At 53.4% G+C, this 22,835-nt stretch carries 18 protein-coding genes; 12 read left to right on the top strand and 6 right to left on the bottom strand.

Going from position 1 to position 22,835, the window contains the following annotated elements:
- Positions 1 to 25: 25 nt before the first annotated feature.
- The 3 genes from PJDR2_RS33320 to PJDR2_RS26835 all read right to left on the bottom strand — a co-directional run bounded on the left by PJDR2_RS33320 (position 26) and on the right by PJDR2_RS26835 (position 2,142).
- Positions 26 to 202: a hypothetical protein gene (locus PJDR2_RS33320; RefSeq protein WP_015846891.1), complete on the bottom strand. Its 177-nt coding sequence runs from the start codon at positions 200 to 202 to the stop codon at positions 26 to 28.
- Between the two features lie 44 nt (positions 203 to 246).
- Entirely contained in the window at positions 247 to 423 is a 177-nt protein-coding gene (locus PJDR2_RS33315; protein ID WP_015846890.1) for a hypothetical protein, read from the bottom strand.
- A gap of 486 nt (positions 424 to 909) precedes the next feature.
- A complete protein-coding gene (locus tag PJDR2_RS26835) occupies positions 910 to 2,142 on the bottom strand; it encodes an aminopeptidase (protein ID WP_015846889.1) in 1,233 nt (410 codons plus the stop codon).
- Between the two features lie 180 nt (positions 2,143 to 2,322).
- Between PJDR2_RS26835 and PJDR2_RS26830 the strand changes: the two genes are divergently transcribed.
- A complete protein-coding gene (locus PJDR2_RS26830) occupies positions 2,323 to 3,432 on the top strand; it encodes a M24 family metallopeptidase (RefSeq protein ID WP_041614697.1) in 1,110 nt (369 codons plus the stop codon).
- A gap of 849 nt (positions 3,433 to 4,281) precedes the next feature.
- Here PJDR2_RS26830 and PJDR2_RS26825 read toward each other — a convergent pair.
- Positions 4,282 to 5,199 (bottom strand): proline dehydrogenase family protein, encoded by a 918-nt coding sequence (locus tag PJDR2_RS26825; RefSeq protein WP_015846887.1) that lies wholly within the window; start codon positions 5,197 to 5,199, stop codon positions 4,282 to 4,284.
- Positions 5,200 to 5,336: 137 nt separating this feature from the next.
- Here PJDR2_RS26825 and pruA point away from each other — a divergent pair, with 137 nt between their 5' ends.
- The 3 genes from pruA to PJDR2_RS26810 all read left to right on the top strand — a co-directional run bounded on the left by pruA (position 5,337) and on the right by PJDR2_RS26810 (position 10,342).
- Positions 5,337 to 6,884 (top strand): L-glutamate gamma-semialdehyde dehydrogenase, encoded by a 1,548-nt coding sequence (gene pruA, locus PJDR2_RS26820; RefSeq protein WP_015846886.1) that lies wholly within the window; start codon positions 5,337 to 5,339, stop codon positions 6,882 to 6,884.
- A 112-nt stretch (positions 6,885 to 6,996) separates the two neighbouring features.
- Positions 6,997 to 8,493, top strand: coding sequence for a glycerol kinase GlpK (gene glpK / locus PJDR2_RS26815; protein ID WP_015846885.1), 1,497 nt, complete (start codon positions 6,997 to 6,999; stop codon positions 8,491 to 8,493).
- 160 nt (positions 8,494 to 8,653) lie between these two features.
- A complete protein-coding gene (locus PJDR2_RS26810; RefSeq protein ID WP_015846884.1) occupies positions 8,654 to 10,342 on the top strand; it encodes a glycerol-3-phosphate dehydrogenase/oxidase in 1,689 nt (562 codons plus the stop codon).
- 11 nt (positions 10,343 to 10,353) lie between these two features.
- Here the strand turns inward: PJDR2_RS26810 and PJDR2_RS26805 are convergent, their stop codons facing one another.
- The gene (locus tag PJDR2_RS26805; RefSeq protein ID WP_015846883.1) at positions 10,354 to 11,283 is read right to left on the bottom strand and encodes an AEC family transporter; all 930 of its coding nucleotides are present in this window, start codon (positions 11,281 to 11,283) and stop codon (positions 10,354 to 10,356) included.
- A 440-nt stretch (positions 11,284 to 11,723) separates the two neighbouring features.
- Here PJDR2_RS26805 and PJDR2_RS26800 point away from each other — a divergent pair, with 440 nt between their 5' ends.
- From PJDR2_RS26800 to PJDR2_RS26765, 8 genes are all read left to right on the top strand, one after another.
- Positions 11,724 to 12,545, top strand: coding sequence for a PaaX family transcriptional regulator C-terminal domain-containing protein (locus PJDR2_RS26800; RefSeq protein ID WP_041614696.1), 822 nt, complete (start codon positions 11,724 to 11,726; stop codon positions 12,543 to 12,545).
- A gap of 147 nt (positions 12,546 to 12,692) precedes the next feature.
- On the top strand, positions 12,693 to 14,309 hold the full coding sequence (locus PJDR2_RS26795) for a response regulator transcription factor (protein ID WP_015846881.1): 1,617 nt from the start codon (positions 12,693 to 12,695) through the stop codon (positions 14,307 to 14,309).
- A gap of 9 nt (positions 14,310 to 14,318) precedes the next feature.
- The gene (locus PJDR2_RS26790) at positions 14,319 to 16,109 is read left to right on the top strand and encodes a cache domain-containing sensor histidine kinase (protein WP_015846880.1); all 1,791 of its coding nucleotides are present in this window, start codon (positions 14,319 to 14,321) and stop codon (positions 16,107 to 16,109) included.
- On the top strand, positions 16,106 to 17,104 hold the full coding sequence (locus tag PJDR2_RS26785; protein ID WP_015846879.1) for a substrate-binding domain-containing protein: 999 nt from the start codon (positions 16,106 to 16,108) through the stop codon (positions 17,102 to 17,104). Before PJDR2_RS26790 ends, PJDR2_RS26785 begins: the two co-directional genes overlap by 4 nt.
- A 118-nt stretch (positions 17,105 to 17,222) precedes the next feature.
- Positions 17,223 to 18,722, top strand: a complete 1,500-nt coding sequence (locus PJDR2_RS26780) for a sugar ABC transporter ATP-binding protein (RefSeq protein ID WP_015846878.1) — start codon at positions 17,223 to 17,225, stop codon at positions 18,720 to 18,722.
- A 142-nt stretch (positions 18,723 to 18,864) separates the two neighbouring features.
- Entirely contained in the window at positions 18,865 to 19,857 is a 993-nt protein-coding gene (locus tag PJDR2_RS26775) for an ABC transporter permease (RefSeq protein ID WP_041614695.1), read from the top strand.
- A 159-nt stretch (positions 19,858 to 20,016) separates the two neighbouring features.
- Positions 20,017 to 20,982: an ABC transporter substrate-binding protein gene (locus tag PJDR2_RS26770; RefSeq protein WP_085982424.1), complete on the top strand. Its 966-nt coding sequence runs from the start codon at positions 20,017 to 20,019 to the stop codon at positions 20,980 to 20,982.
- Between the two features lie 131 nt (positions 20,983 to 21,113).
- Positions 21,114 to 21,980, top strand: a complete 867-nt coding sequence (locus PJDR2_RS26765; protein WP_015846875.1) for a YitT family protein — start codon at positions 21,114 to 21,116, stop codon at positions 21,978 to 21,980.
- 5 nt (positions 21,981 to 21,985) lie between these two features.
- On the opposite strand, the gene PJDR2_RS26760 is transcribed toward PJDR2_RS26765, so the two are convergent.
- A complete protein-coding gene (locus tag PJDR2_RS26760) occupies positions 21,986 to 22,717 on the bottom strand; it encodes a glycerophosphodiester phosphodiesterase (protein WP_015846874.1) in 732 nt (243 codons plus the stop codon).
- Positions 22,718 to 22,835: the final 118 nt, after the last annotated feature.

Raw genomic sequence — 22,835 nt, 5'->3', positions numbered from 1 at the left:
GCCCTGCTTTTCTTTTCGGCTTTGCTTAGCCCTGTGCGCCAGGACGGATGCGGACGACGCCAATCTCCGTCGCATTGATGGCAAACGCGTTGCCGCCTTGGTTAATCGTTGCATTCGACGATTGGCCGACGCGGACGTTTGTTGTACCCTTACTCCATTTGACAATGTTCTTGTCAGCGGATTTTGTTCCTTTACGACCCATTTGAATCACCTCCTCGCCTTTGTTTGGACGAATATAGAGGTGTATTAACGTTTGCGCTTCTTTTGCTTCGCAAGGCGCTTCATAATTTGCACGTTAACGGCGTTGCTGGCGAGCACATTCCCGGCTTCGGCCGATGCCTTGGCGGTCTGATAAATATTAATAACGATGTAGCGGTTGCGGCCGACGCGGTACCGATAGGACTTCACGTTTTGATGAATCAAGGGGAGCCTCCTCCTGATAGATGAATCTTGTATAGTCTATGTTTGCGATAGTAGAGTCGGTCGCGGCGCATGCTAGAGATGAAGGGATTATTAGGTTGATGATGTTACGCAGGAAAGTATCTCCTTCCGGTTGCTGTTGTTATCTTGATATTCTGATCGGATTTTTAACGGTTATATCAAGATAACAAAGGCAAGCGCTAACGCTCCTCCACGAGATACTATTCCTTCTCCACCTATCAATCGGTGTGTGGGGACAAAAAAAGAGTGGAACCGGCTTAAAGCCTAGTTCCACTCTTTGTGTCTCAAAAAATAATCGATAGGATCCGAAGAGAAAACATCTCCTGGAAGAGTGTAACGCTTGCCTTTGAAATCGTGATAAAACCTTAGACAATTTATTCGAATATCACGATTTCAACAGCAACTGGAGGGAGATGTTTTTTCGGCAGGATCATGATCGATCATAAAGCTCTGTAGAATAACTGTCGATTAGAACGCCCAGTTGCCGTTAACCAGGATGGGCTCGCGGGTGCCGTCTTCGGTAATGCCGTAGAGGTTTAGCTCGGCGGAGCCTACCATGAAGTCGGTATGCGCCATGCTTTGGTTCAGCCCTCTTTCGAGCAGCTCCTCGCGCGACAGGCCGGCGCCGCCTTTAATACAGGACGAATACGCGCTGCCCAGTGCCAGATGGCAGGAAGCATTTTCGTCGAAGATCGTTTTGTAGAACAAAATGTTCGAATCAGAAATTGGTGATTTATGCGGTACTAGAGCAACTTCACCGAGGAATTTTGCTGCATCATCGGTATCGAGCAGGCCTTTAATGGCTTCTTCGCCTTGCTCCGCCTTGAAATCGACCACGCGGCCGTTCTCGAAAGTGAAGGAGAAGTTGTCGACGATATTGCCGTTATAGCTAAGCGGCTTTGTGCTGGAGATTGTACCGTTTACGCCGGTACGAAGCGGCGCCGAATAGACTTCTTCGGTCGGCAGGTTTGGAACAAACCAGGTGCCTTGTTCATTTTGCTTGCTGCCGCCAAGCCAAATTTGATCCTTCGGCATTTCGAGTGTCAGATCGGTGCCGGGGGCAACATAATGTAAATATTTATAGGCTTTATCGTTCAAATATTTCGCTTTGGATTTCAGCTGTTTAATATGCGCTTCCCAAGCGGCGATTGGATCCGGCTGGTCGGCACGTACCATTTGGAAGATGGTATCCCACAGCTTTGCGACCTGTTCTTCCTGCGGAAGATCCGGGAAGACCTTGGCTGCCCATGCAGCGGAAGGGGCTGTTGCCAGCGACCAGGTAAATTTGAAAGCCTGGGACATTTGACGGTATTTCTCGTTAGCTTTGCGCGCCGTACGGTCCGCGTTGCGGATTTTTTCCTGCGGCACGCCGCTAAGCAGATCGGGATCGGCGGATCCGATCGTAATGGAGGCAGCGCCTTTTTCCGCCATCTCAAGCTTTTCGCCGGCGGACCATTTTGGCTCCTCCAAGAAGGATTCAAGCGAAGCAAGATCATAATGAATGCGGGATACGGCGTCGTCATGCCAGAATACCTTCACTTGGTAGGCACCGGCTTCATACGCTTTTTTCACGACGAGTCGAACGAGCTCTGGCGCGTCAATTGTCGCATTAACCATAACCGATTGCCCATGTTGTATGTTCGCTCCGATTTTCACGATGATGTCCGCATAGTTGTTTAATTTTTGCTCAAAAGTCAGCACGGGGCTTCATTCCTCTCTCGTTAACGATATGTATAGTTTCCTGTGGACCCTATAGCTATAGTATGAACTTATTTTCGAGGAATTTCAAAATGGTAGAGGAGAGGCTGGATGGTTTTGTTACAGCGCGTGACGGCGTTATAATAGCAGGGTAGGTTTTTAATGAGAAACGGAGTGAAAAGCATGGAATCCATTTGGCAACAGAGAAAAGGGCAGCTGGCTGCCTATTTGCAAGAGAACGGCATTGATATCGCCTTTATTACGTCTCCGACGAATGTATATTATTTTACGGGCTTTTCCTGCAATCCGCATGAGCGGTTCCTGGCGTTAGCGCTGGATGCGCGGACGGGGGAGGAGACGCTGTATATGCCGCTTCTCGACCTGTCGGCGGCGGAGCCTTTTGGCGGGAACGGCAAGCTTGTGCCTATCTCGGATACCCAGGATGCTTACGAAGTGCTGAAGCAGCATACGGCATCGGGTGTCGCGGCGGCGGGAATTGAGAAGGAAGCGGTGTCGATCGCCAAGGCTGAGCGGATTCAGGATGCTTTGGGCGGCGCGCGATTTGTTGACCTCGAGGGCTTTATTCTGTCCCTGCGCACGAAAAAAAGCGAAGAAGAAATCATCAAGGTGCAGAATGCCGTCCTTATGGTGGAAAAGGTTGTTGCGCACGCCGCTTCCCACGTCAAAATCGGCATGACGGAGCTTGAGCTGACGGCGGAAATTGAGTATCAGATGCGCAAGCTTGGCGCAGACCGCCCGGCGTTTGAGTCGATCGTGCTGACCGGCGCACGTTCCGCGCTGCCGCATGGCACGCCGGGTTACGACACCATCAAGCATGGCGACTTTGTGTTGATTGATATCGGCGTACAGGCTGGCGGCTACTGCTCCGACATCACGAGAACCTTTGTAATGGGCGAGGCATCGAAAGAGCAACGCGCCATCTACGATACGGTGCTTGCCGCTAACGTGGCGGGAATCGCGGCGGCAAAAGCCGGCGTAACGCTGGCTTCCGTGGATAAAGCAGCCCGCGACGTAATTGAGCAGAAGGGCTTTGGCCCGCTGTTCACGCATCGTCTCGGCCATGGCTTTGGCATGGATGTGCATGAGCAGCCTTCCGTTTCGGGGCAGAATCAATCGGTGATCGAACCGGGCCTGCTGTTTACGATTGAACCGGGCATTTATGATTCGGTGGTCGGCGGCGTCCGGATTGAGGACGACGTGTACATTCAAGCGGACGGTTCCGTCCGGGTATTAACCAGCTATCCGAAAGAGCTGATTTTGCTGGGTAACTAGTAGAGCGGTTTGGCGAGGAATGACCTCTCACGGCGCTAACGAAACTACAACACCTTATTTGCCGTATTTGGGGCCGCTGTGTTTTCTAACGAAAATCAGAATCGTTATTTGGGCTGATTGAGTCGTATTTGGCTAAAAAAGGACCTAATAGCGATACCAGGTTTCGTTAGATTTAGAAAACGACCGTTTTTTCGAAAATAACGATACTACGTTTCGTTAGCCGTGGTGGGTGGGCGTTGGCTTTGGGCCTGCCTGTAACCCACTGAGTCTTTCGGGGCTCGGCCCCTGAAGCCCGACAAAAGAAATCCCCCGCGTAACCGTGGGGGGATTTCTTTTGTCTGCGATTGAAGGCCGCCCATGGCGCTAAAGAAACTACAACACCTTATTTGGCGGTTTTGGGCCGCTGTGATTTCTAACGAAACTCTGTAACATTATTTGGACCGAATGAGCTACATTTGGCGTGAAAACGACCTAATAGCGATACCAGGTTTCGTTAGATTCTGAAAACGGGTGTTTATTCGGAAATAACGATACTACGTTTCGTTAGCGTGGTGGGAGAGGGGGTGCGGCTTCATTGCTGTAGTGGCAGGCATCTGAAATGGCTGACTTCACGTTAGCTGTAAATTATACTGGACACGGAGTTGCATCCCGTCGAGATCGTTAATAAACACGCAGTTGCCGGTAAACGTGATGCAAGACAAACGCGATGCCGATAAAGTCAAAAAGTCCCCATGATATGATGGGGACTTTTTGACTTTGCGGTTACCCGACAAAGCGTAACAGATAAACACTGTTACACTTTGCGGTTCCCCGACAAATTTCAACTAAAGACATCGTTGAAATTTGCGGTTACTTAAACATATTCCTCAACACTAAAGCCAAATTCGCCGGCTTTTCGGCCAAACGGCGGGTGTAGTACGGATACCACATCGTGCCGTAAGGCACGTAGCAGCGGACGCGGTAGCCTTCCCCGGCAAGCTCGGCTTGTTTGCCCATGCGAAGGCCGTAGAGCATCTGGAACTCGAAGGCATCCTTCGAAATATTATTTGCCGCGGCGAAAGCCTTGGTGAAATTGATGACCTTATCGTCATGCGAGGCAACAGCCGTATAAACTCCGTTCGTCAGCCGGTGCTCAATGAGCTTTTTGAAGTTCTCGAGCACTTGCCCCGTATTCTGATACGCCACCTCAGGGGGCTCTTTGTAAGCACCCTTCACCAGCCGCAGATTAACCTTTTCCTTGCTCAGCGCTTTCACATCATCTTCGGACCGGTGTAGATACGCTTGAATGACGGTGCCGACATTGGTCATCCAGCCGGCATGCAGCTTCCGCACCAGATCGATGGTGGCTTGCGTATAAGGCGTATCCTCCATGTCGAGCCGGACAAAAATCCGGCTGTACTTCGCCTCCGACACAACCGCCCGGACATTGGAGTGGCATTGTTCCTTATCCAGCGCAAGGCCGAACTGGGTCGGCTTGAGCGAGACGTTGGCGTTCACTTTGCGCCTCGCGATCTCACGGACGATTTTCAAATACTCATCCCTGTAGCCCTCGGCCTCCTTCAAGTCCTTGATCCCTTCTCCAAGATGGTCCAGCGTCACCATAATGCCCTGATTGTTGAGCTCCTCCGTTCGATCCATCGCTTCTTCCAGATTGTCGCCGGCGATGAATTTGGAAGCGAGCTTGCGGCCGTAGCGGATGGATAGATGCTCCACAAGCTTGTTGCCGGTGATGCCCAGCAGTGTTCGGCGGTAAAGGCCTGCACCCATTGTCTATCGCTCCTCTCTCGATTACCGAGAAGTCCGGCATAGATTCTTACTTGCCAGACTTCCAGTTAAAACACATAACGTCCTGCCGGATGAACTATAAATGGAATAGTGAGCATGTATCGAAGGGGGATGCGGGTATGAGGGCAACGTTTAAGAATGAGCCTTTTACGAACTTTCAGTCGGAAGCAAATAACAAGGCGTACGATGCGGCGCTTGAAACGGTGAGATCCAAGCTGGGCAGGGAGTATCCGCTTGTGATCGGAGGCCGCCGGATTACGACAACGCGGACATTGCCGTCCACGAATCCAGCCTCCAAAAATCAGGTGATCGGCGTGGTCTCCCAAGCGGATGCCAGTCTTGCGGAAGAGGCCATTCAGACAGCGGCTCGCACCTTCGACAGCTGGAAGTATACCGAGCCAAGCGAGCGGGCCAGGTATTTATATAAAGCAGCGGCGCTGCTGCGGCGGCGCAAGCATGAGTTCTCCGCATGGATGACGGTTGAAGCGGGCAAAACGCGCGCCGAGGCCGATGCGGATACGGCGGAAGCGATTGATTTTATGGAATTCTACGCGCGTGAGCTGCAGCGTATAAGCAAGCCGCAGCCTCTAACTCCTCTTGACGATGAGGAGAATCAACTTTATTATATTCCGCTTGGCGTCGGTATTGTCATTCCGCCCTGGAATTTCCCTCTCGCGATTATGGCGGGCATGACTACAGCCGCTCTCGTATGCGGCAATACGGTTGTCTTGAAGCCGGCCAGCCCAACGTCGGTTATTGCGGCGCAGTTTTTCGAGCTGCTTGAAGAAGCCGGCGTCCCTGCCGGCGTCGTTAATTATTTGCCGGGACCCGGCAGCGAGGTTGGCGATTATTTGGTAGATCATCCGCTGACGCGGTTCGTCAGCTTTACCGGTTCCCGCGAGGTTGGGCTAAGGATCAACGAACGGGCGGCAAAGACGCAGCCGGGGCAAAAATGGATCAAGCGCGTGATTGCCGAAATGGGCGGAAAAGACGCGATTATCGTGGATGCGGAAGCGGATCTTGACCTGGCCGCGGATTCGATTGTGGCTGCGGCCTTTGGCTTTTCCGGGCAAAAATGCTCCGCCTGCTCCAGAGCGATCGTCCACGAAGCGGTGTACGACGAGGTGCTTGCGAAGGTTCTGGACCGGACCAACCGGCTTACGGTAGGCGATCCTGCGGACGCCACTACGAATGTAGGGGCCGTTATCGATGACAAGGCCTTCCGCAAAATCCAGGAGTATATCGAGATCGGCAAGGGAGAAGGTAGGCTGGTTGCCGGGGGAGCGTCCGATGATTCGGTTGGTTATTTTATCGAGCCTACGATATTTGCCGATGTAGACGCCAATGCCCGCATCTCGCTGGAGGAGATTTTTGGTCCGGTGCTTGCTTTTACGAGGGCAAAATCATTCGAGAACGCTCTTGAGATCGCGAACAATACGGAGTTCGGCTTGACGGGAGCCGTGATTTCGAGAAACCGGGCGCATTTGGAGCAAGCCCGGCGCGAATTTATGGCAGGCAATTTGTATTTAAACCGCAAATGCACGGGTGCGCTTGTTGGCGCCCATCCGTTTGGCGGGTTCAATATGTCGGGTACGGATTCGAAGGCAGGCGGCCGCGATTACCTGCTTCTGTTCACGCAGGCGAAGATCGTATCGGAGAGGTATTAAAGGAATGTAAGCGTCCAGCAAAGGGAGTTTGGCTCAGCGCCCCGAATAGAATACAATAGTGGAAGCGGGTACTTGGGAATGCAGGATTCATGGAAAAAGGGGATCGATCATTATGACGCAGCAGGAAACCTATATCATCGCGCTGGACCAAGGAACAACGAGCACACGTGCGATTTTATTCGATAAAGCGGGGAACCCGCGCGCGGTTGCCCAGACGGCGGTGGACTGCACGTTCCCGCATCCGGGCTGGGTAGAGCAGGACGCCGAGCAGCTGTGGGAAACCTCGCTGAAGGTAATTCGCGAGCTGCTTGCGAAGGAAGGCTTGGAGGCGGATCGCATCGCCGCGATCGGTATCTCCAATCAGCGGGAGACGACGATAATCTGGGACAAAATGACGGGGAAGCCCGTCTATAACGCCGTCGTCTGGCAATCGCGCCAGACTTCGGGCATTTGCGAAGCCTTGAAGGAAGCAGGACATGAGATGCCGATCCGGGAGAAAACAGGGCTCCTGATCGACCCCTATTTCTCCGGAACAAAGGCGAAATGGGTGCTTAACGAGGTAACGGGAGCGCGTGAAAAAGCCGCGGCCGGCGAGTTGTTATTCGGCACCGTGGACAGCTGGCTGATCTGGAAGCTGACCGGCGGAGCGGTTCACGTGACGGACTATTCGAATGCGTCGCGGACGCTGCTGTACAACATCCATGAGCTGAAGTGGGATGCCGACCTGCTCGAATGGCTGGACATTCCGGCTTCCATGCTGCCGGAGGTGCGCTCTTCTTCCGAGGTGTACGGCGAAACGGAAGCGGCGCTGTTTGGCGGGCCTATTGCTATCGCGGGCGCGGCGGGCGACCAGCAGGCCGCTTTGTTTGGGCATGGATGCTTTGAAAAGGGCGAAGCGAAAAACACGTACGGCACCGGCTGTTTTATGCTGATGAACACCGGCACGGAGCCGATCCGTTCGGAGCATGGCCTGCTTACGACCATTGCCTGGGGCTTAGACGGACAGGTGGAATACGCGCTTGAAGGCAGCGTCTTTGTAGCCGGTTCGGCGGTACAGTGGCTTCGCGACGGCATGGAATTAATCGAGTCCTCGGAGGAGAGCGAAAAGCTGGCTTCTGCCGTGGATTCGACGGAAGGCGTTTACGTTGTTCCGGCCTTTGTCGGACTAGGGACGCCTTATTGGGACAGCGAGGTCCGCGGCGCGGTATTCGGCATGACGCGCGGGACGCGGCGCGAGCATTTTGTCCGGGCAACGCTTGAGTCGATTGCGTATCAGACGAAGGATGTGCTGGACGCGATGGAGCAGTCGGCGGGCATTCCGCTGCAAACGCTATGCGTGGACGGCGGCGCGATCCGCAACAATTTGCTCATGCAGTTCCAGAGCGATCTGCTTGGCGTGCCGGTCGAACGGCCGGTCATCAGTGAGACAACAGCGCTTGGCGCCGCTTATTTGGCGGGGCTTGCGGTTGGCTATTGGCAGGGCCGCGGGGAGATTCTGGAGCAGCGGCGGCTGGACCTTGTTTTTGAGCCGGCGATGGCACAGGAACGGGTGGATCAGCTGTATGCCGGTTGGCAAAAGGCGGTAAAGGCGGCAATGGCTTTTCGATAAGGAAATAGACCGTGGCAGTTCTTCATTATGCGTAATAGCATAATGGAGAAATGTTCGCGGTTTTCTTTTTAGATTCGGATTGAAACGCACTTCGCCAAGGAGGCGTTAGCCGTTTCACCTTGGAACAAAGATAAAGAATTTGCGATAGGAGCTGTTCGTAATGGCAAGCGGGAACGGGCATGGGGGAGGACCAGCTTTATTTAACGCTCTAAAGAGAGAGGAGCAGTTCGGGCGGCTGCAGGCGGAGGAATACGATCTGCTTATTATCGGCGGAGGCATTACCGGGGCGGGGATCGCGCTTGACGCGGTTACGCGGGGATTAAAGACGGCGCTGGTGGAGATGCAGGATTTTGCCGCGGGTACGTCAAGCCGTTCGACCAAGCTGGTGCATGGCGGTCTGCGTTACTTGAAGCAGCTCGAGATCGGAGTTGTAGCCGAGGTCGGCAAGGAACGCGCCATTGTGTACGAGAACGGGCCGCATGTGACAACGCCGGAATGGATGCTGCTCCCGATCTATAAAGGCGGCAGCTTCGGGAAGTTTAGTACTTCGCTTGGGCTTCGTTTGTATGATTTTCTGGCTGGAGTCAAACGCGCCGAGCGGCGAAAAATGCTTGGAACGGACGAGACGGTCACGCGCGAGCCGCTTCTGAAGCGGAAAGGCCTGAAGGGCGGCGGCTATTATGTCGAATATCGTACCGATGATGCCAGATTAACGATTGAAGTGATGAAAAAAGCCTTCGATCTGGGAGCATGCGCGCTCTCTTACGTGAAGGCCGAATCGCTGTTGTACGAGAACGGGCGGATCGCCGGTGCGGAGCTGAGGGATCAACTGACGGGCAACATGGGACAAGTGAAGGCGAAGGTTACTATTAATGCTGCCGGTCCTTGGGTAGATACGATACGGGAGAAGGACGGATCCAAGAAAGGGAAGACGCTCCATCATACGAAAGGCGTCCATCTCGTATTCGACCAGAAAAGGTTCCCGCTTGGTCAGGCGATCTACTTCGACTCGGCGGACGGCCGGATGCTGTTTGCGATTCCCCGCGACGGAAAGACGTATATCGGCACAACCGATACCGATTACAAGGAGGACCTTGTCCATCCTCGGATGACGGCTGCAGACCGCCAGTATATTTTGAAAGCGGCTAACGGTATGTTCCCTACGCTTGGGCTGAAAGCCGAGGATGTGGAGTCCAGCTGGGCAGGCGTACGGCCGCTTATTCACCAGGAAGGGAAAGACCCTTCCGAGATTTCGCGGCGCGACGAGGTACTGGTATCGCCTTCGGGCCTTCTCTCCATGGCAGGCGGCAAGCTGACCGGCTACCGGAAAATGGCCGAGACCGTTATGGATCAGGCGGCAGAGCAGCTCGCCAAAGCCGGGCGCGTCAATATTGGCTCAAGCCAAACGAAGACGCTTCCGATCTCGGGAGGCGACGTTGGCGGCGCGGGAGGGTATGAGCGATTTATCGCGGATAAAGCGGCGGCTGCCGTCACGGCGGGGCTCGCCGGCTCCGATGCGGAACGGCTTGTCCGACGGTTCGGTTCCAACATCGATACCGTGATCAGCCTTATGTCCGAAGCGCAGGAAGAAGCGATCCGCCGAAAGCTTCCGGTTACGCTTCTGCTGGAGCTGTTGTATGCGATCCGCCACGAGATGGCCTGCAAGCCGGTCGACTTCTGGATCCGCCGGAGCGGCAGCCTCCTGTTCGACCGCAGCCGTGTCATCCGCTGGAAGGACGGCGTGCACCGTTATATGGCGGAGCTATTCGGCTGGTCCGCCGGCATAAGCGCTGCTTATGCCGGGGAGCTGGAGCGCGAGCTCCAGCTGGCGGTGGCACCGACGGAGTAGGAACAGCATGGTTATGCCGGGAAGAGCGTACCCGACAGCTGGATGATGATCGTTAGCGTAACGCTGCTGAGCAAGGTGGAGAACAACACGGCCTGGGCGGCAAAGCCAGGCTCATTGTTGTACTCAAGGGCAAGCGCGGCACTGTTGCGGCTAGTCGGAATCGCGCTTGCGATAAAGAGTGCCTGCGCCGTAACGCCTTGTACATGCATGAGCTCAAGAAGCAGCCAGGCTATAACGGGAGCTGCCGCTAGCCGGATGAGACTGCTCCATAAGACGGTAATCGTATGGAGTGACAGCATCGTGGAAGCCATCTGTGCGCCAATCGTGAGTAATGCGAAGCTGAGCATCCCGTCGGCAATGGTCGATAAAGGCGTCAGAAGAGGCTCCGGCATAGGAATGTGGGCGATCCGCAGAAGAGTACCTGCAATAATGGCATATAATACAGGCGTTTTGGCAAATTGCAGCAATGAGTTCTTAAGGCCGCTTGCCGCTCTGCTGGCATTAAGCAGACCAAAGGTAAAGGTGGCGAACAGCTCAAAGGTCACGACCATCATCTGTATCGACATCGCAAACGGATCATGTTTGAACGCCATGGCATTAACGGGGATACCGACATTGCCATTATTCGTTAAAGCGATACTGTTGGAGAAGCTCGCGGCAAGCGGCTTGGGATGGCGAAGCATCCGGCTTACGCCATGACCGAGCAGGACGATTAGGATGAACTGCGCGGCGAGGAACAGGAAAATGGTACCCACCAAGGAAGCGGTCAGCTCGGCTTCGTATACTTTTACGAAGGCAAGCGCGGGAATGTAGTAATACATGAGCATCTTGGAGAAGCCGCCAAGCTCGAACTTGAATTTGCGGTGAAGCCATGCGCCGATGGCCAGCGGAATAAGAATCGGAACGATAATGTAGAGGAATGTATGCCATATATTATTCAATGAGAGCATCTCCTTTGATTAGCTTTTGATTAGCTATTGATTAGCTTGAGTGAATGACAACCTGCTCCCCGGGTGCAAGTACTTGGCCGGCAAGCCCTTGCTGCAGAAGCATTTGAACGAAATGAGAGGCATCCTGCTTAATGATGGGTCAGTCGCATATCGCCGAACAATCCCGTATCTCCCGCATGATAGAGGGTAATTCCGTCTATCTGGAGAATAATTCCGACCGGTGATCCGGTATAGACGATCCGGCCATCCTCGGATAGGGCGGATGAAGTATGAAGGGCTGGCGTCAGATGGACGCGCCAAAGTGGGGCCTCGCTTTCAAAACGAATTTTATAATCAATTTATATACGAACGTTTATATTTATGTTATATTATTGACAGTGAATAAATGTCAATCTTTTTTGTTTATTTTTGTCAAAGGAGCCGTGGGGCCTTTGTTATCGATAGAGAAACAGTTGCTGTATCTCCTGACCAGCGGGGATGGAGCCGGATCGGGCGCAGCCGTCAGCAGGCTTATCGAGGTGTATGAAGCGCGGGGCATCTCCCATCAGATTGTGCGCAACGCTCTTTCCAGGCTGAAGAAGGAAGGCTATGCCGAATCGGCGGAACGTTCCCGATACAAGGCAACGCCTCTTGGCGAGAAATTCATCCGGATCATTAACGCTAAGCCCGGTTTATACGAAAAGGAGTGGGACGGGCAATGGTGCATGGTTATGTTCGAGATTCCGGAATCGGAGCGCCGCAGAAGGGATAGCTTCCGATCGGAGCTGTTGCAGCTGGGATTTGGCTCGCTTTATAAAAGCGTCTATGTCTCGCCATGGGATTACCGGGACGAGGTCATCCGGCTCGGCCGGCAATGCGAAGTTGCCGGATATATAACGGTTGCGAGTACAAGGATTGTACATAACGGCATTACGCAGGAGCACTGCTTCCGTCTATGGCCGCTTAAGGAGCTGCAGGCGTTGTACCGGGACAAAGACCGGTGGTTGCAGGAGCACCTGGTACCTGTTCTCAAGGGGCTTGAACATACGGGAGATGAGGACGGACTGCAATTATTTGTCCTTTTTCTCGAATTGGGCGAGATCATTGCGGAGCTTGGTTTGCGCGATCCCATGCTCCCGGATCCGCTGCTTCCGGACGATTGGACAGGAAAGCGGCAAATGAAGCAGTTTCAGGGGAGCCTGCGCCAAATCGCGCAAGCGATACCCGAGCAATCGCCTTACCGCGCCTTTGTGGAGCATTTCCTCGGGCGCTAGCGGAGATGCCGAATGAGCAATGAGGAACCTCACTGACAGTGAGGTTTTTTTGCGCTGTTCTTTTTCCTCATTGCCGGAATTCTATTTCGCTGACTATAATAAAAGCGCATACAATTCCAATCCTGATAGGCAATAGGGGGAACGACCTTGTATACGATATTGCTGGTGGATGATGAAGCGGTCGTAAGGGAAGGCATCAGGGAGCGCATACCATGGGAGGAGCTTGGCTTTCGGTGCGTGGCGGATTGCGAGAATGGCGTGCAGGCGCTGGAGGAGATCGAACGGCTGCGGCCGCATATCGTGCTGACGGATATTAACATGCCGTTTATGGACGGGCTGGCCTTGTCCCGCGAAGTTATGGAACGGTATCCGGAGACAAAGGTCGTGATCCTTACCGGATACGATGATTTCGAATACGCGCAGCAGGCGCTGAAGCTGAAGGTAAAGGATTTTATCTTGAAGCCGGTAACGGCAGCAGAGTTCTCGGCGATGCTGCATAAGCTTCGGCTGGAACTGGACGAGGAGAAAAGAGAGCGGGAGGATCTGGCCCGGCTGCAAAGCCAGCTGCATGAGAGCATGCCGCTCCTCAAGGAACGCTTCCTCGAGCGGATGTCGACGATGGCCTTAACCGAGAAGGAAATTGCGTCGCGTCTGCATTATTTTCAGATTCAACTGAAGGGGCCCTGCTATCTGGGGTTGGCGATCGACACGGACCGCTTGGAAGAGCAGGGCGGGGCGGATACGGACCGGGAGCTGCTTAGGTTTGCCGTGTACAATATCGCGCAGGAGATCATTAGCGGGGAGCCCGGAGCCGTTGTTTTCCGCAGCAGAGAGGAACGGGTGATGGCCGTCCTCGGCGGTGAGCGAGAGGAGCTGCTGCAAGAAAAGGCGCAGGAGCTGGCTGAGCGTATCCGGCAATCGGCGGTTCAATTCCTGAAGCTGACAGTTTCGGTCGGAATCGGCATGACCGTCCATAGTTACACGGGAATCAGAGAGACCTGCAAGGCTGCGGCGGCAGCGTTGGACTATCGGCTTGTGCTTGGCGACAACAGCGTCATCAGCATTCTGGATATGGAGAAGCGCCGAAGCTCGCCGGCCGGGCATCCGGCCCAGTTCGACCGTGAATTAATAGCGGGAATCAAGACGGGCACGGCGGATGAAGTAGAGCGTGCGATCGAAGCGCTGATCCGGTACAACAAAGCGGAACTGACCAGCATCGATCACTGCTATTTGCGTATTCAAAGAACCATTCTTGCCGTCATGCAGGCGCTTGGCGATATTGGCTGCAAGGAGTCCGAGGTGTTCGGAGAAGGCGTTAACCCGATGACCGAAATCTACCGGTTCAGGACGATGGAAGAGATCGGGGAATGGCTGAAGACGGCCTGCCGGCAAGCCGTTCATAGCGTAACGGCAACTCGCCACGACCAGTGCCGGTCACAGATTGAAGAAGCGATTGCCTATCTGGAATCCCATTACGAGGACGAGAATCTATCGGTGAAAGCCGTCTGCAAGCAGGTTCACATGAGCGTCAGCTATTTCAGCGCGGCCTTTAAATCCCACACCGGCAGAACCTTTATCGAGTACGCGACTGCCGTACGGATGGACAAAGCGAAGGAACTGCTGAAATTTACCGGCCTTCGAACCTACGAGATTGCCGCCAGAACTGGCTATAGCGATGCGCAGTATTTCAGCGTTCTGTTCAAAAAGCATACGGGGGAATCTCCAACGGATTACCGTCATCGGACGGCGGCGGAACAGGCATGAGGCGCGTATATGGAATTATTTAAATTCAAAAGCATTCAGACGAATATCGCCGCTGCCTCTGCCTGTCTTATTCTGCTTACGGCCATCCTGCTTGGGGTCATCTCTTACCAGTTGTCGGCCTCGTCCGTACGCGAGACGGCCCAGGACTATACGGCGGAGCTGATCCGCCAGGTGAATGCCAACATCCAGACTTACATTACCAGCATGGAAAATATATCGATGCTCGCGCTCAGCAACGAGGATGTCCGCGAGCTTGTAAGCGAAGAGGGGAATAACGCGACAAATTCGGAGGAGCTGGCGCGCGAGCAGCGAATCTCGGCGTATTTTCACTCTATTATCGCTTCGCGCAAAGATATTGCATCGATTAACGTGATTGGCTATAACGGCCTCTTTGTCTCGGACCGCGAGCATGTCGAGCTGAATCCAAGCGTCAGGCTGGCGGAACAGCCCTGGTACACCAGCGCGCAGGAAGCATCGGGCCGGATCGTCGTTTCCTCCTCCCATGTCCAGCATATGTTCAAGGATGAATACGACTGGGTCGTATCGCTCAGCCGGGAGCTGTGGAGCAAGGATCAGACGGAGCCGCGCGGCGTACTGCTTGTCGACCTGAACTTCAGCGTTATCAACGATACTTTGAACAATATCGACTTAAGCAAGCGGGGTTACATTTTTATCGTGGATGAGGACGGCAATATCGTATACCATCCGCAGCAGCAGCTGATCTACAGCAACTTGAAGTCGGAGAAAATCGACGAGGTGCTCGCAAAAGGCAGCGGCAGCTTTATGACCGACGAAGGGAAAACAAGCCGTATCTATACGATTCAGGATACCGGCTTCGGCTGGAAAATCGTTGGCGTGTCCTACGTCAACGAATTGATCGGCAACAAGCGCGAAATGCAGCTGTCGATGGTGGCGGCGGGGATCTTTTGCCTGATTGTAGGCCTGCTGCTTGCCGTCTTTATCTCGCGTAATCTGTCCCGTCCGATCAAGCAGCTGCAGGAGCATATGAAGAAGGTGGAGAAGGGGATTTTCAACATCCGGGTGCCTATCGGCAATCCGCGGGAAATTGCCTCTCTTGCCCGTACGTTTAACCTGATGGTCGTTAAGATCGAGGAGCTGATGAGTCAGGTCGTCCGGGAGCAGGAGATTAAGCGGAAGAGCGAGCTGACTGCGCTGCAGGCGCAGATTAATCCGCATTTTTTGTACAATACGCTGGATTCGATCATCTGGATGGCTGAGGGGAAAAAGACCGACGAGGTCGTTCTGATGACCTCCGCGCTGGCGCGGCTGTTCCGTTCCTCCATCAGCAGGGGACAGGAGCTGGTCTCGATTCGGACGGAGATCGAGCATGTCGCCAACTACCTGACGATTCAGAAAATCCGTTATAAGGACAAGCTGGATTTCCACATCGATGTGGATCCGGATATTTACGCGTACCGGACGCTGAAGGTGCTGCTCCAGCCGCTGCTCGAGAATGCGATCTACCACGGCATCAAGAACAGAATCGGGACGGGAACGATTCAGGTTACCGGCGGCAAGCGGGACGGCTATATTTGGCTGGAAGTGAGCGATAACGGCGTTGGGATGGAGGCGGAGGCGCTCCGAACCATCCTGGAGCCAAGGAGAAGCGACCGGGAAAGCAAAGGCGTTGGCGTGGTGAATGTCCACGAGCGGATCCAGCTTTATTTTGGCAAGGATTACGGCCTGACGTACAAAAGCGTACAGGATGAGGGCACAACCGTAACGGTACGGATAGCCGCCATTGAAGGCGATGAATTGGCCGGGGGTGTTGGCGCATGAGCGAGTATAGACGCAGATCGGCCTCTGTCGCCATTGCCGCGATTCTTATCGTGGTTGCTGTCGTTGGCATCTATAAATGGGCGGCAAGCCAGCGAACGGAGAAGACTGTCGATATCATTGTTACGGTAAAAGCAAAAAGCTCGGCGATTGATTTCTGGAAGGTGCTGATCACCGGAGTTGAGGATGCAGCCAATGAATTTGGCGCCAATGTGACGGTTATTGGACCTCCGTCCGAGACGGAGATTGACACTCAGACGGAACAGCTGAAGCAGGCAATCCGGCAGAAGCCGGATGCGATCGTGATGGCCGCTACCGATTATAACCGGCTGGTTCCTGTCGCCCAGCAGATCGTTAAGGCGGGCATCAAGCTTATTACGGTAGATTCCCGCATTAACAGCGATGATGCGCTCAGCTTTATCGCAACGGATAATATTGCAGCCGGAGAGAAGGCCGGAGAAGAGATGGCCAAGCTGCTGCCGGAGTCCTCTTCCTCGAAAGTCGCCATTATGAGTTATGTTTACGGAACCTCGTCACAGCTTGAACGGGAAAAGGGTGTGCGGCAGTGGCTGGAAGGACATTCACATATTGAGGTAGCAAGTACGCTCTATAGCGAAGGCCGGCTCGAGAAGGCTTATGAGCTGACCAAGGAGCTGCTCTCCGAGGATCCTGGCATTAAAGGGATTGTTGGGTTAAATGAGCCTTCCACCGTGGGTGCCGGCCGAGCGATCCGGGATCTTGGGCTTAGCGGCAAAGTAAAGCTTGTTGGCTTCGACAGCTCGGTGGATGAAGTGAAGCTGATTGAAGGCGGCGTGCTGCAGGCAACCATTGTCCAGAAGCCTTACAATATGGGCTACCTCAGCGTAAAGACGGCTATTGAAGCGGTGCGGGGCAAGAAGGTGCCGAAGCTGATCGATACGGAATCGGTCATTATCAACAAAGACAATATGTACACGGAACAAAATCAGAAGCTGCTCTTCCCCTTTGTGGGAGAGTAGCTTTTTTCTTTTCATTAGGAACAGATTTTTTTCAACTATTCAAATACATTATTCCATTCTGGCAAAAGCGAAAGCGCTTTAGAATGAGCTTAGTTACAGCGGGATGGAGTGATTGGGCATGAAGGACATACTCGTTCGCATGGAAGGGATCAACAAATATTTTCCGGGCGTTCAAGCCTTGCAGGACTGCCGCTTCGAATTAAGGCGGGGCGAGGTGCACGCGCTGGTCGGAGAGAACGGGGCGGGCAAGTCTACCATGATGAAGGTGCTGACCGGCGTGTATCAGAAGGATGGGGGAAACATCGTATACGACGGAACGGAAGTCGAGATTCCCAATTCAAAAATCGCTCAGAACTTGGGGATATCGATCATCCACCAGGAGCTCAACCTGGCCCCTGATCTGACGGTGGCGCAGAACATCTATATCGGACGAGAGCCGCGGCGGGTACTTCGACTGTTTCTGAACGAGCGGGAGCTGAAGCGGAAGGTGGAGCGGTTGTTCGAGCGGCTGAACATGGATCTGGATCCGGATGAACCGGTCGCCAATCTTACGGTAGCGAAGCAGCAGATGGTGGAGATCGCCAAAGCGTTGTCTTACGACGCCAAGGTGCTCATCATGGACGAACCAACCGCGGCGCTGAGCGATACGGAGATCGATGATCTGTTCGTTATTATAAACCAGCTTAGAGCAAACGGAGTTGGCATCGTTTATATATCGCACCGGATGGATGAGCTGAAGCGGATTACCGACCGGATTACCGTCATGCGGGACGGACGATATATCGATACCGTGCCGACGGCTTCCGTTACGAACGAGCAGATCATTGCGATGATGGTTGGCCGCGAGATCTATGACAGCACGAAGCAGAATCGGATAGCGGAGAACAGCGAGACGGTTCTTGAGGTGAAGGGGTTAAGCCGCAAGGGAGCGCTGGACAATATCAGCTTCAAGCTCCGAAAAGGAGAAATCATCGGCTTCGCGGGGCTGATTGGAGCGGGACGGACAGAGGTGGCGAGAGCGATTTTTGGCGCCGATCCGATCGATGCGGGCGAGATAACCGTGCATGGACGCAAGGTCGTAATGAAGCAGCCTTATGACGCGGTACAGGCGGGAATCGGATACTTGTCCGAGGACCGCAAGCGGTACGGCTGCATTGTGGAGATGGATGTGAAGACAAACGTGGCTGTCGCCTCGCTTCGGCAATATGCGAATGGGGTAGGCTGGGTGAACCGGAGCAAGATTGCGAAGGCGGCCGATCAGATTGTCGAGATGCTGAAGGTGAAGACGCCTCATATCGATCAGGATGTCAAATTCCTCTCGGGAGGCAATCAGCAGAAGGTTGTTATCGGCAAATGGCTGACCCGAGACTGCGACATTTTGATCTTTGATGAACCTACCCGCGGGATCGATGTTGGAGCAAAAGGCGAAATTTACAAGCTGCTGAACGATCTCGCCGCCAAGGGCAAATCGATTATTATGATCTCCTCGGAGCTTCCCGAGATTTTGCGGATGAGCCATCGCATTATCGTTATGTGCGAAGGGCGCATCACGGGCGAACTGGGCCGCGAGGAAGCCACGCAGGAGCAGATTATGCGATATGCGACATTAAGAGCTTGAATGGCAGCAGGTTTAAGAGCTCAAACTCCCGCGAGCATAGTTCAATAGCAGGAAAAAACCGAGTTACAGAGGCGACTGACCCGTGGGTCGAACTAGTCTCAATATAGGAGGTACGTCTATGAAAATGCAGCCAAAAGCCGAAATGGCGCAGCTTGGCGGCAAGCAGAACGCGATTATTCTGAAGCCGGGCGTTCTGCAGCAGGTGCTTGCTTTTGCCAGTCTGATCGTCCTTATTCTCGTATTCACCTTTTCGTCCAGCAACTTTTTTCAATTCTCCAATATCGTGGGGATTCTACTCTCGACCGCTGTGACCGGCGTCCTGGCGCTGGGCTCTACGTTTGTCATTATTACGGGCGGCATAGATTTGTCGGTCGGAACGGTGATGACCTTAAGCGCGGTAATGACCGGGGTGTTTATTACGTACTGGGGGCTGCCGGTTCCGATCGGCATTGTCGGGGGCATTCTGACGGGCGCCGTTTGCGGGCTGCTGTCCGGCGTGATGGTCGCCAGGCTGAAGATCCCGCCGTTTATCGCCACCCTTGCCATGATGATGATCGCCAAGGGCCTAGCCCTTGTCATCTCCGGCACGAAGCCGATCTACTTCAACGATCATCCGGTGTTCAGCGAGGTGTCGCAGGGCTCGTTCTTCGACAAGCTTATCCCGGGCTTTGCCATCCCGAATGCGGTTGTGATCTTCTTTATCGCCGCGATTATCGGAAGCATTCTGTTGTCGAAAACGATTGTCGGCCGTTATAACTTTGCCCTCGGCAGCAATGAGGAAGCAACGAGACTGTCCGGCGTTAACGTGAACTATTGGAAAATCGTGATCTACACGCTTACCGGTATCTTCACCGGCCTGGCGGGCATTCTGATTGCTTCCCGGCTCAACTCCGCCCAGCCTGCGCTTGGCTCCGGTTACGAGCTTGAGGCTATTGCGGCGGTTGTAATCGGCGGCACCTCGCTTAGCGGGGGGAAGGGGACGATCGTAGGTACGGTTATCGGCGCTTTGATTATGAGCGTGCTGACGAACGGCCTTCGCATTTTGTCCGTTCCGCAGGAATGGCAGACCGTGGTGGTCGGCATCGTCATCCTGCTTGCGGTTTACGCGGACATTCTGCGCCGCCGCAAAGCGTAATTCTAGTTCACGCTAGAAACTTTGGCGCCTTTGCAAGTCTCGCAAGCCGGAGGCTCAGAGATTCTATATAGAATGGTTTAATCCAAAAATCTGATTGAATCCAAAATCAAAGGGGAGATTTCGGTGAAAAAGTTTACGGCATTGCTGGTAGTAGCGTTAATGACGGTTGTTATGCTAAGCGCCTGCGGTTCGAATAACTCGGACGGCTCAAGCAAATCCGGCACGGACAACGGCGGGACCAAGGCGAGCGGAGACAAGATTTATATTCCGATTATTTCGAAGGGCTTCCAGCATCAATTCTGGCAGGCGGTTAAAGCCGGGGCAGAGAAAGCCGCAACGGAGTTCAACGTGGAGATTACCTTCGAAGGACCGGAGACCGAAGCCCAGGTCGACAAACAGATCGAAATGCTGCAGGCTGCTCTGGATAAGAAGCCTAGCGCGATTGGTTTTGCCGCTCTCGACAGCCAGGCTTCCGTTCCGCTCCTGCAAAAAGCGAAAGCCGCCGGGATTCCGGTTATTGCCTTCGACTCCGGCGTAGACAGCGATATTCCGATCACAACCGCTTCAACCAATAACGTAGCCGCCGCTGCTCTTGCCGCTGACAAAATGGCGGAGTTAATCGGCGGAGAAGGCGAGATTGGCGTCATTGTGCATGACCAGACCTCCGTTACCGGCGTTGACCGCCGCGACGGCTTCGTGAACCGGATCAAAGAAAAATATCCGAATATTAAGATTGTCGACATTCAATACGGCGGCGGCGACCATCTGAAATCGACGGACCTGGCGAAAGCGATGATTCAGGCTCATCCGAATATTAAAGGCTTCTTCGGCTCGAACGAAGGCTCTGCGGTTGGCGTTATCAACGCCGTAACCGAGCTCAAGAAGGAAGGCCAAATTACCGTAATCGGCTTCGACTCGGGCAAAGCGCAAATCGACGCGATCAAGAGCGGCGTTATGGCCGGAGCCATTACGCAGAACCCGGTTGGCATTGGTTACGAGACGGTAAAGGCAGCCGTTGAAGCGATTCGCGGCGAGAAAGTAGAGTCTACCATTGATACGGGCTTCTATTACTACGACAAGTCCAATATCGACAGCGACGAAATCAAAGCGGTACTATATGAATAATCAGTAAAATAGTGGAACAAAATAGCAGTCGGGTGTCATATAAGATGACGCCGGCTGCTATTTTTTTTGCCTCAGTTTTTGAAAAGACCTGAGGATTGTGTTACGCTAAAAAGAAAAGGCTGGAGGTCACGATGGCAAAAGAGCACAAAAAAATATCCGCATTAGAGATTTTTAAAAGGGTCATTTTTATCACGATAGGTTCCGTATTAATGGGTGTATCACTGGAATTATTCCTCGTACCGAACGATGTAATCGACGGTGGCATCACCGGTATCTCCATTATGGTATCCGAATTAACCCACTTGCCCCTTGGTCTATTCATATTCGTCCTGAACATTCCGTTCCTTTTCATCGGCTTTAAGCAGATCGGCAAAACGTTTGCCATATCCACTCTCTACGGTATCGCCGTTATGTCGATTACCACGCAGCTGCTTCACCACGTACACGCTTTTACCGAAGAAAAACTGCTGGCCGTCCTGTTCGGCGGGATCATTCTCGGCGCCGGCGTTGGTCTTGTTATCCGGTTTGGCGGTTCCCTCGACGGCACGGAGATTCTTGCGATTCTGGCATCGAAAAAATTCGGCATGCCGGTCGGACAGATCATCATGATCGTCAACGTCTTTATTTTCGTCCTCGCTGGATTCGTGTTTGAATGGAACTCCGCGATGTATTCGATGGTCACTTATTACCTCGCAACCAAAGTCATGGACATTGTTGTTGAAGGTATTGAGGAATCCAAATCCGTCACTATTATTTCCAGCGCGTACGAAGAAATCGCCGAAACGATTATGACCCGCCTGGGACGCAGCACGACTTACATTCAGGCACGCGGCGGTTACTCCAGAGAAGAGACGCAAATGGTTTATTGCGTAGTCAGCCGTCTGGAAGTGGCGAAGCTGAAAGCGATTGTGCATGACATTGATACAAGAGCGTTTATCGCTATTGAAAATGTTGCCGACGTACAAGGCGGCGGCTTTACGAAGAAAAGCATCCACTAATCGGATTAAAGCTTGTTTAGCAGAGCAGTGAGCCGTTCCGGGTAATCGGTAATGAGACCTGCGACTCCCGACTGAATCAGACGTTGCATCTCGGCCGGTTCATTGACTGTAAACACGTTATAGATAACGCCATGCTGGGCGGCCTCCGCAACCCAGTCCGGCAGCACGGCAAAATGCGAGGCATGCAGGGCGGAAGCTCCAATCGACAAGGCGTATTTCCACGGACGGTATAAGCCTTCCATGTACAAGATGCCAGTCCGGATTTCCGGAGCCAGCCGTTTGCATTCGATAAGCGAATAATGATTAAAGCTGGAGAGAATCACCTGATCCTCCATGCCGTAAGCACGAACGGTTTCGATTACCTTTTGCTCCAATCCGGGGTAAGGTACGATGCCGTTTTTTAGTTCGATGTTGATGATCGTCCCGGTCTGCTTAGCGAGGTCCAGCAGTTGTTCCAATGCCGGAATCCTTGCATCCTTAAAGTTCGGAGAGAACCAGCTGCCGGCATCCAGCTGCAGCAGATCATCGGAATGTATATCGGCAACAAGGCTGTTCATGCCGGTTGTCCGTCTTAGCATTTCATCATGGATGAGCACCAGCTTGCCGTCCTTGGTCATCTGCACATCGGTTTCGATCCCTGTCGCGCCAAACTCTATCGCCTTTTCGAAGGCGATCATCGTGTTCTCCGGATAATTGCCGGAAGCTCCCCGGTGCGCATAATTCACAAGTGTAGTCATAACCGTTCTTCCACTCCCATCACCATCATAGAATTGAATTGATTTTACTTTACTTCCGATTTGTTTGCGGCATATTAATCTTTATTATGTTTATGCTCAAAATGCGGATTGCATACCC

It is taken from the genome of Paenibacillus sp. JDR-2 (genome assembly GCF_000023585.1).
GTDB lineage: Bacteria > Bacillota > Bacilli > Paenibacillales > Paenibacillaceae > Pristimantibacillus.
This window is presented reverse-complemented; position numbering and strand designations above follow the sequence as displayed.

Coding starts and splice junctions, on each gene's coding strand:
- PJDR2_RS33320 (WP_015846891.1), bottom strand. CDS start 202: ATGGGTCGTAAAGGAACAAAATCCGCTGACAAGAACATTGTCAAATGG.
- PJDR2_RS26810 (WP_015846884.1), top strand. CDS start 8,654: ATGGCAAGCGGGAACGGGCATGGGGGAGGACCAGCTTTATTTAACGCT.
- PJDR2_RS26770 (WP_085982424.1), top strand. CDS start 20,017: ATGACGGTTGTTATGCTAAGCGCCTGCGGTTCGAATAACTCGGACGGC.
- PJDR2_RS26775 (WP_041614695.1), top strand. CDS start 18,865: ATGGCGCAGCTTGGCGGCAAGCAGAACGCGATTATTCTGAAGCCGGGC.
- PJDR2_RS26765 (WP_015846875.1), top strand. CDS start 21,114: ATGGCAAAAGAGCACAAAAAAATATCCGCATTAGAGATTTTTAAAAGG.
- glpK (WP_015846885.1), top strand. CDS start 6,997: ATGACGCAGCAGGAAACCTATATCATCGCGCTGGACCAAGGAACAACG.
- PJDR2_RS26760 (WP_015846874.1), bottom strand. CDS start 22,717: ATGACTACACTTGTGAATTATGCGCACCGGGGAGCTTCCGGCAATTAT.
- pruA (WP_015846886.1), top strand. CDS start 5,337: ATGAGGGCAACGTTTAAGAATGAGCCTTTTACGAACTTTCAGTCGGAA.
- PJDR2_RS26785 (WP_015846879.1), top strand. CDS start 16,106: ATGAGCGAGTATAGACGCAGATCGGCCTCTGTCGCCATTGCCGCGATT.
- PJDR2_RS26830 (WP_041614697.1), top strand. CDS start 2,323: ATGGAATCCATTTGGCAACAGAGAAAAGGGCAGCTGGCTGCCTATTTG.
- PJDR2_RS26825 (WP_015846887.1), bottom strand. CDS start 5,199: ATGGGTGCAGGCCTTTACCGCCGAACACTGCTGGGCATCACCGGCAAC.
- PJDR2_RS26780 (WP_015846878.1), top strand. CDS start 17,223: ATGAAGGACATACTCGTTCGCATGGAAGGGATCAACAAATATTTTCCG.
- PJDR2_RS26790 (WP_015846880.1), top strand. CDS start 14,319: ATGGAATTATTTAAATTCAAAAGCATTCAGACGAATATCGCCGCTGCC.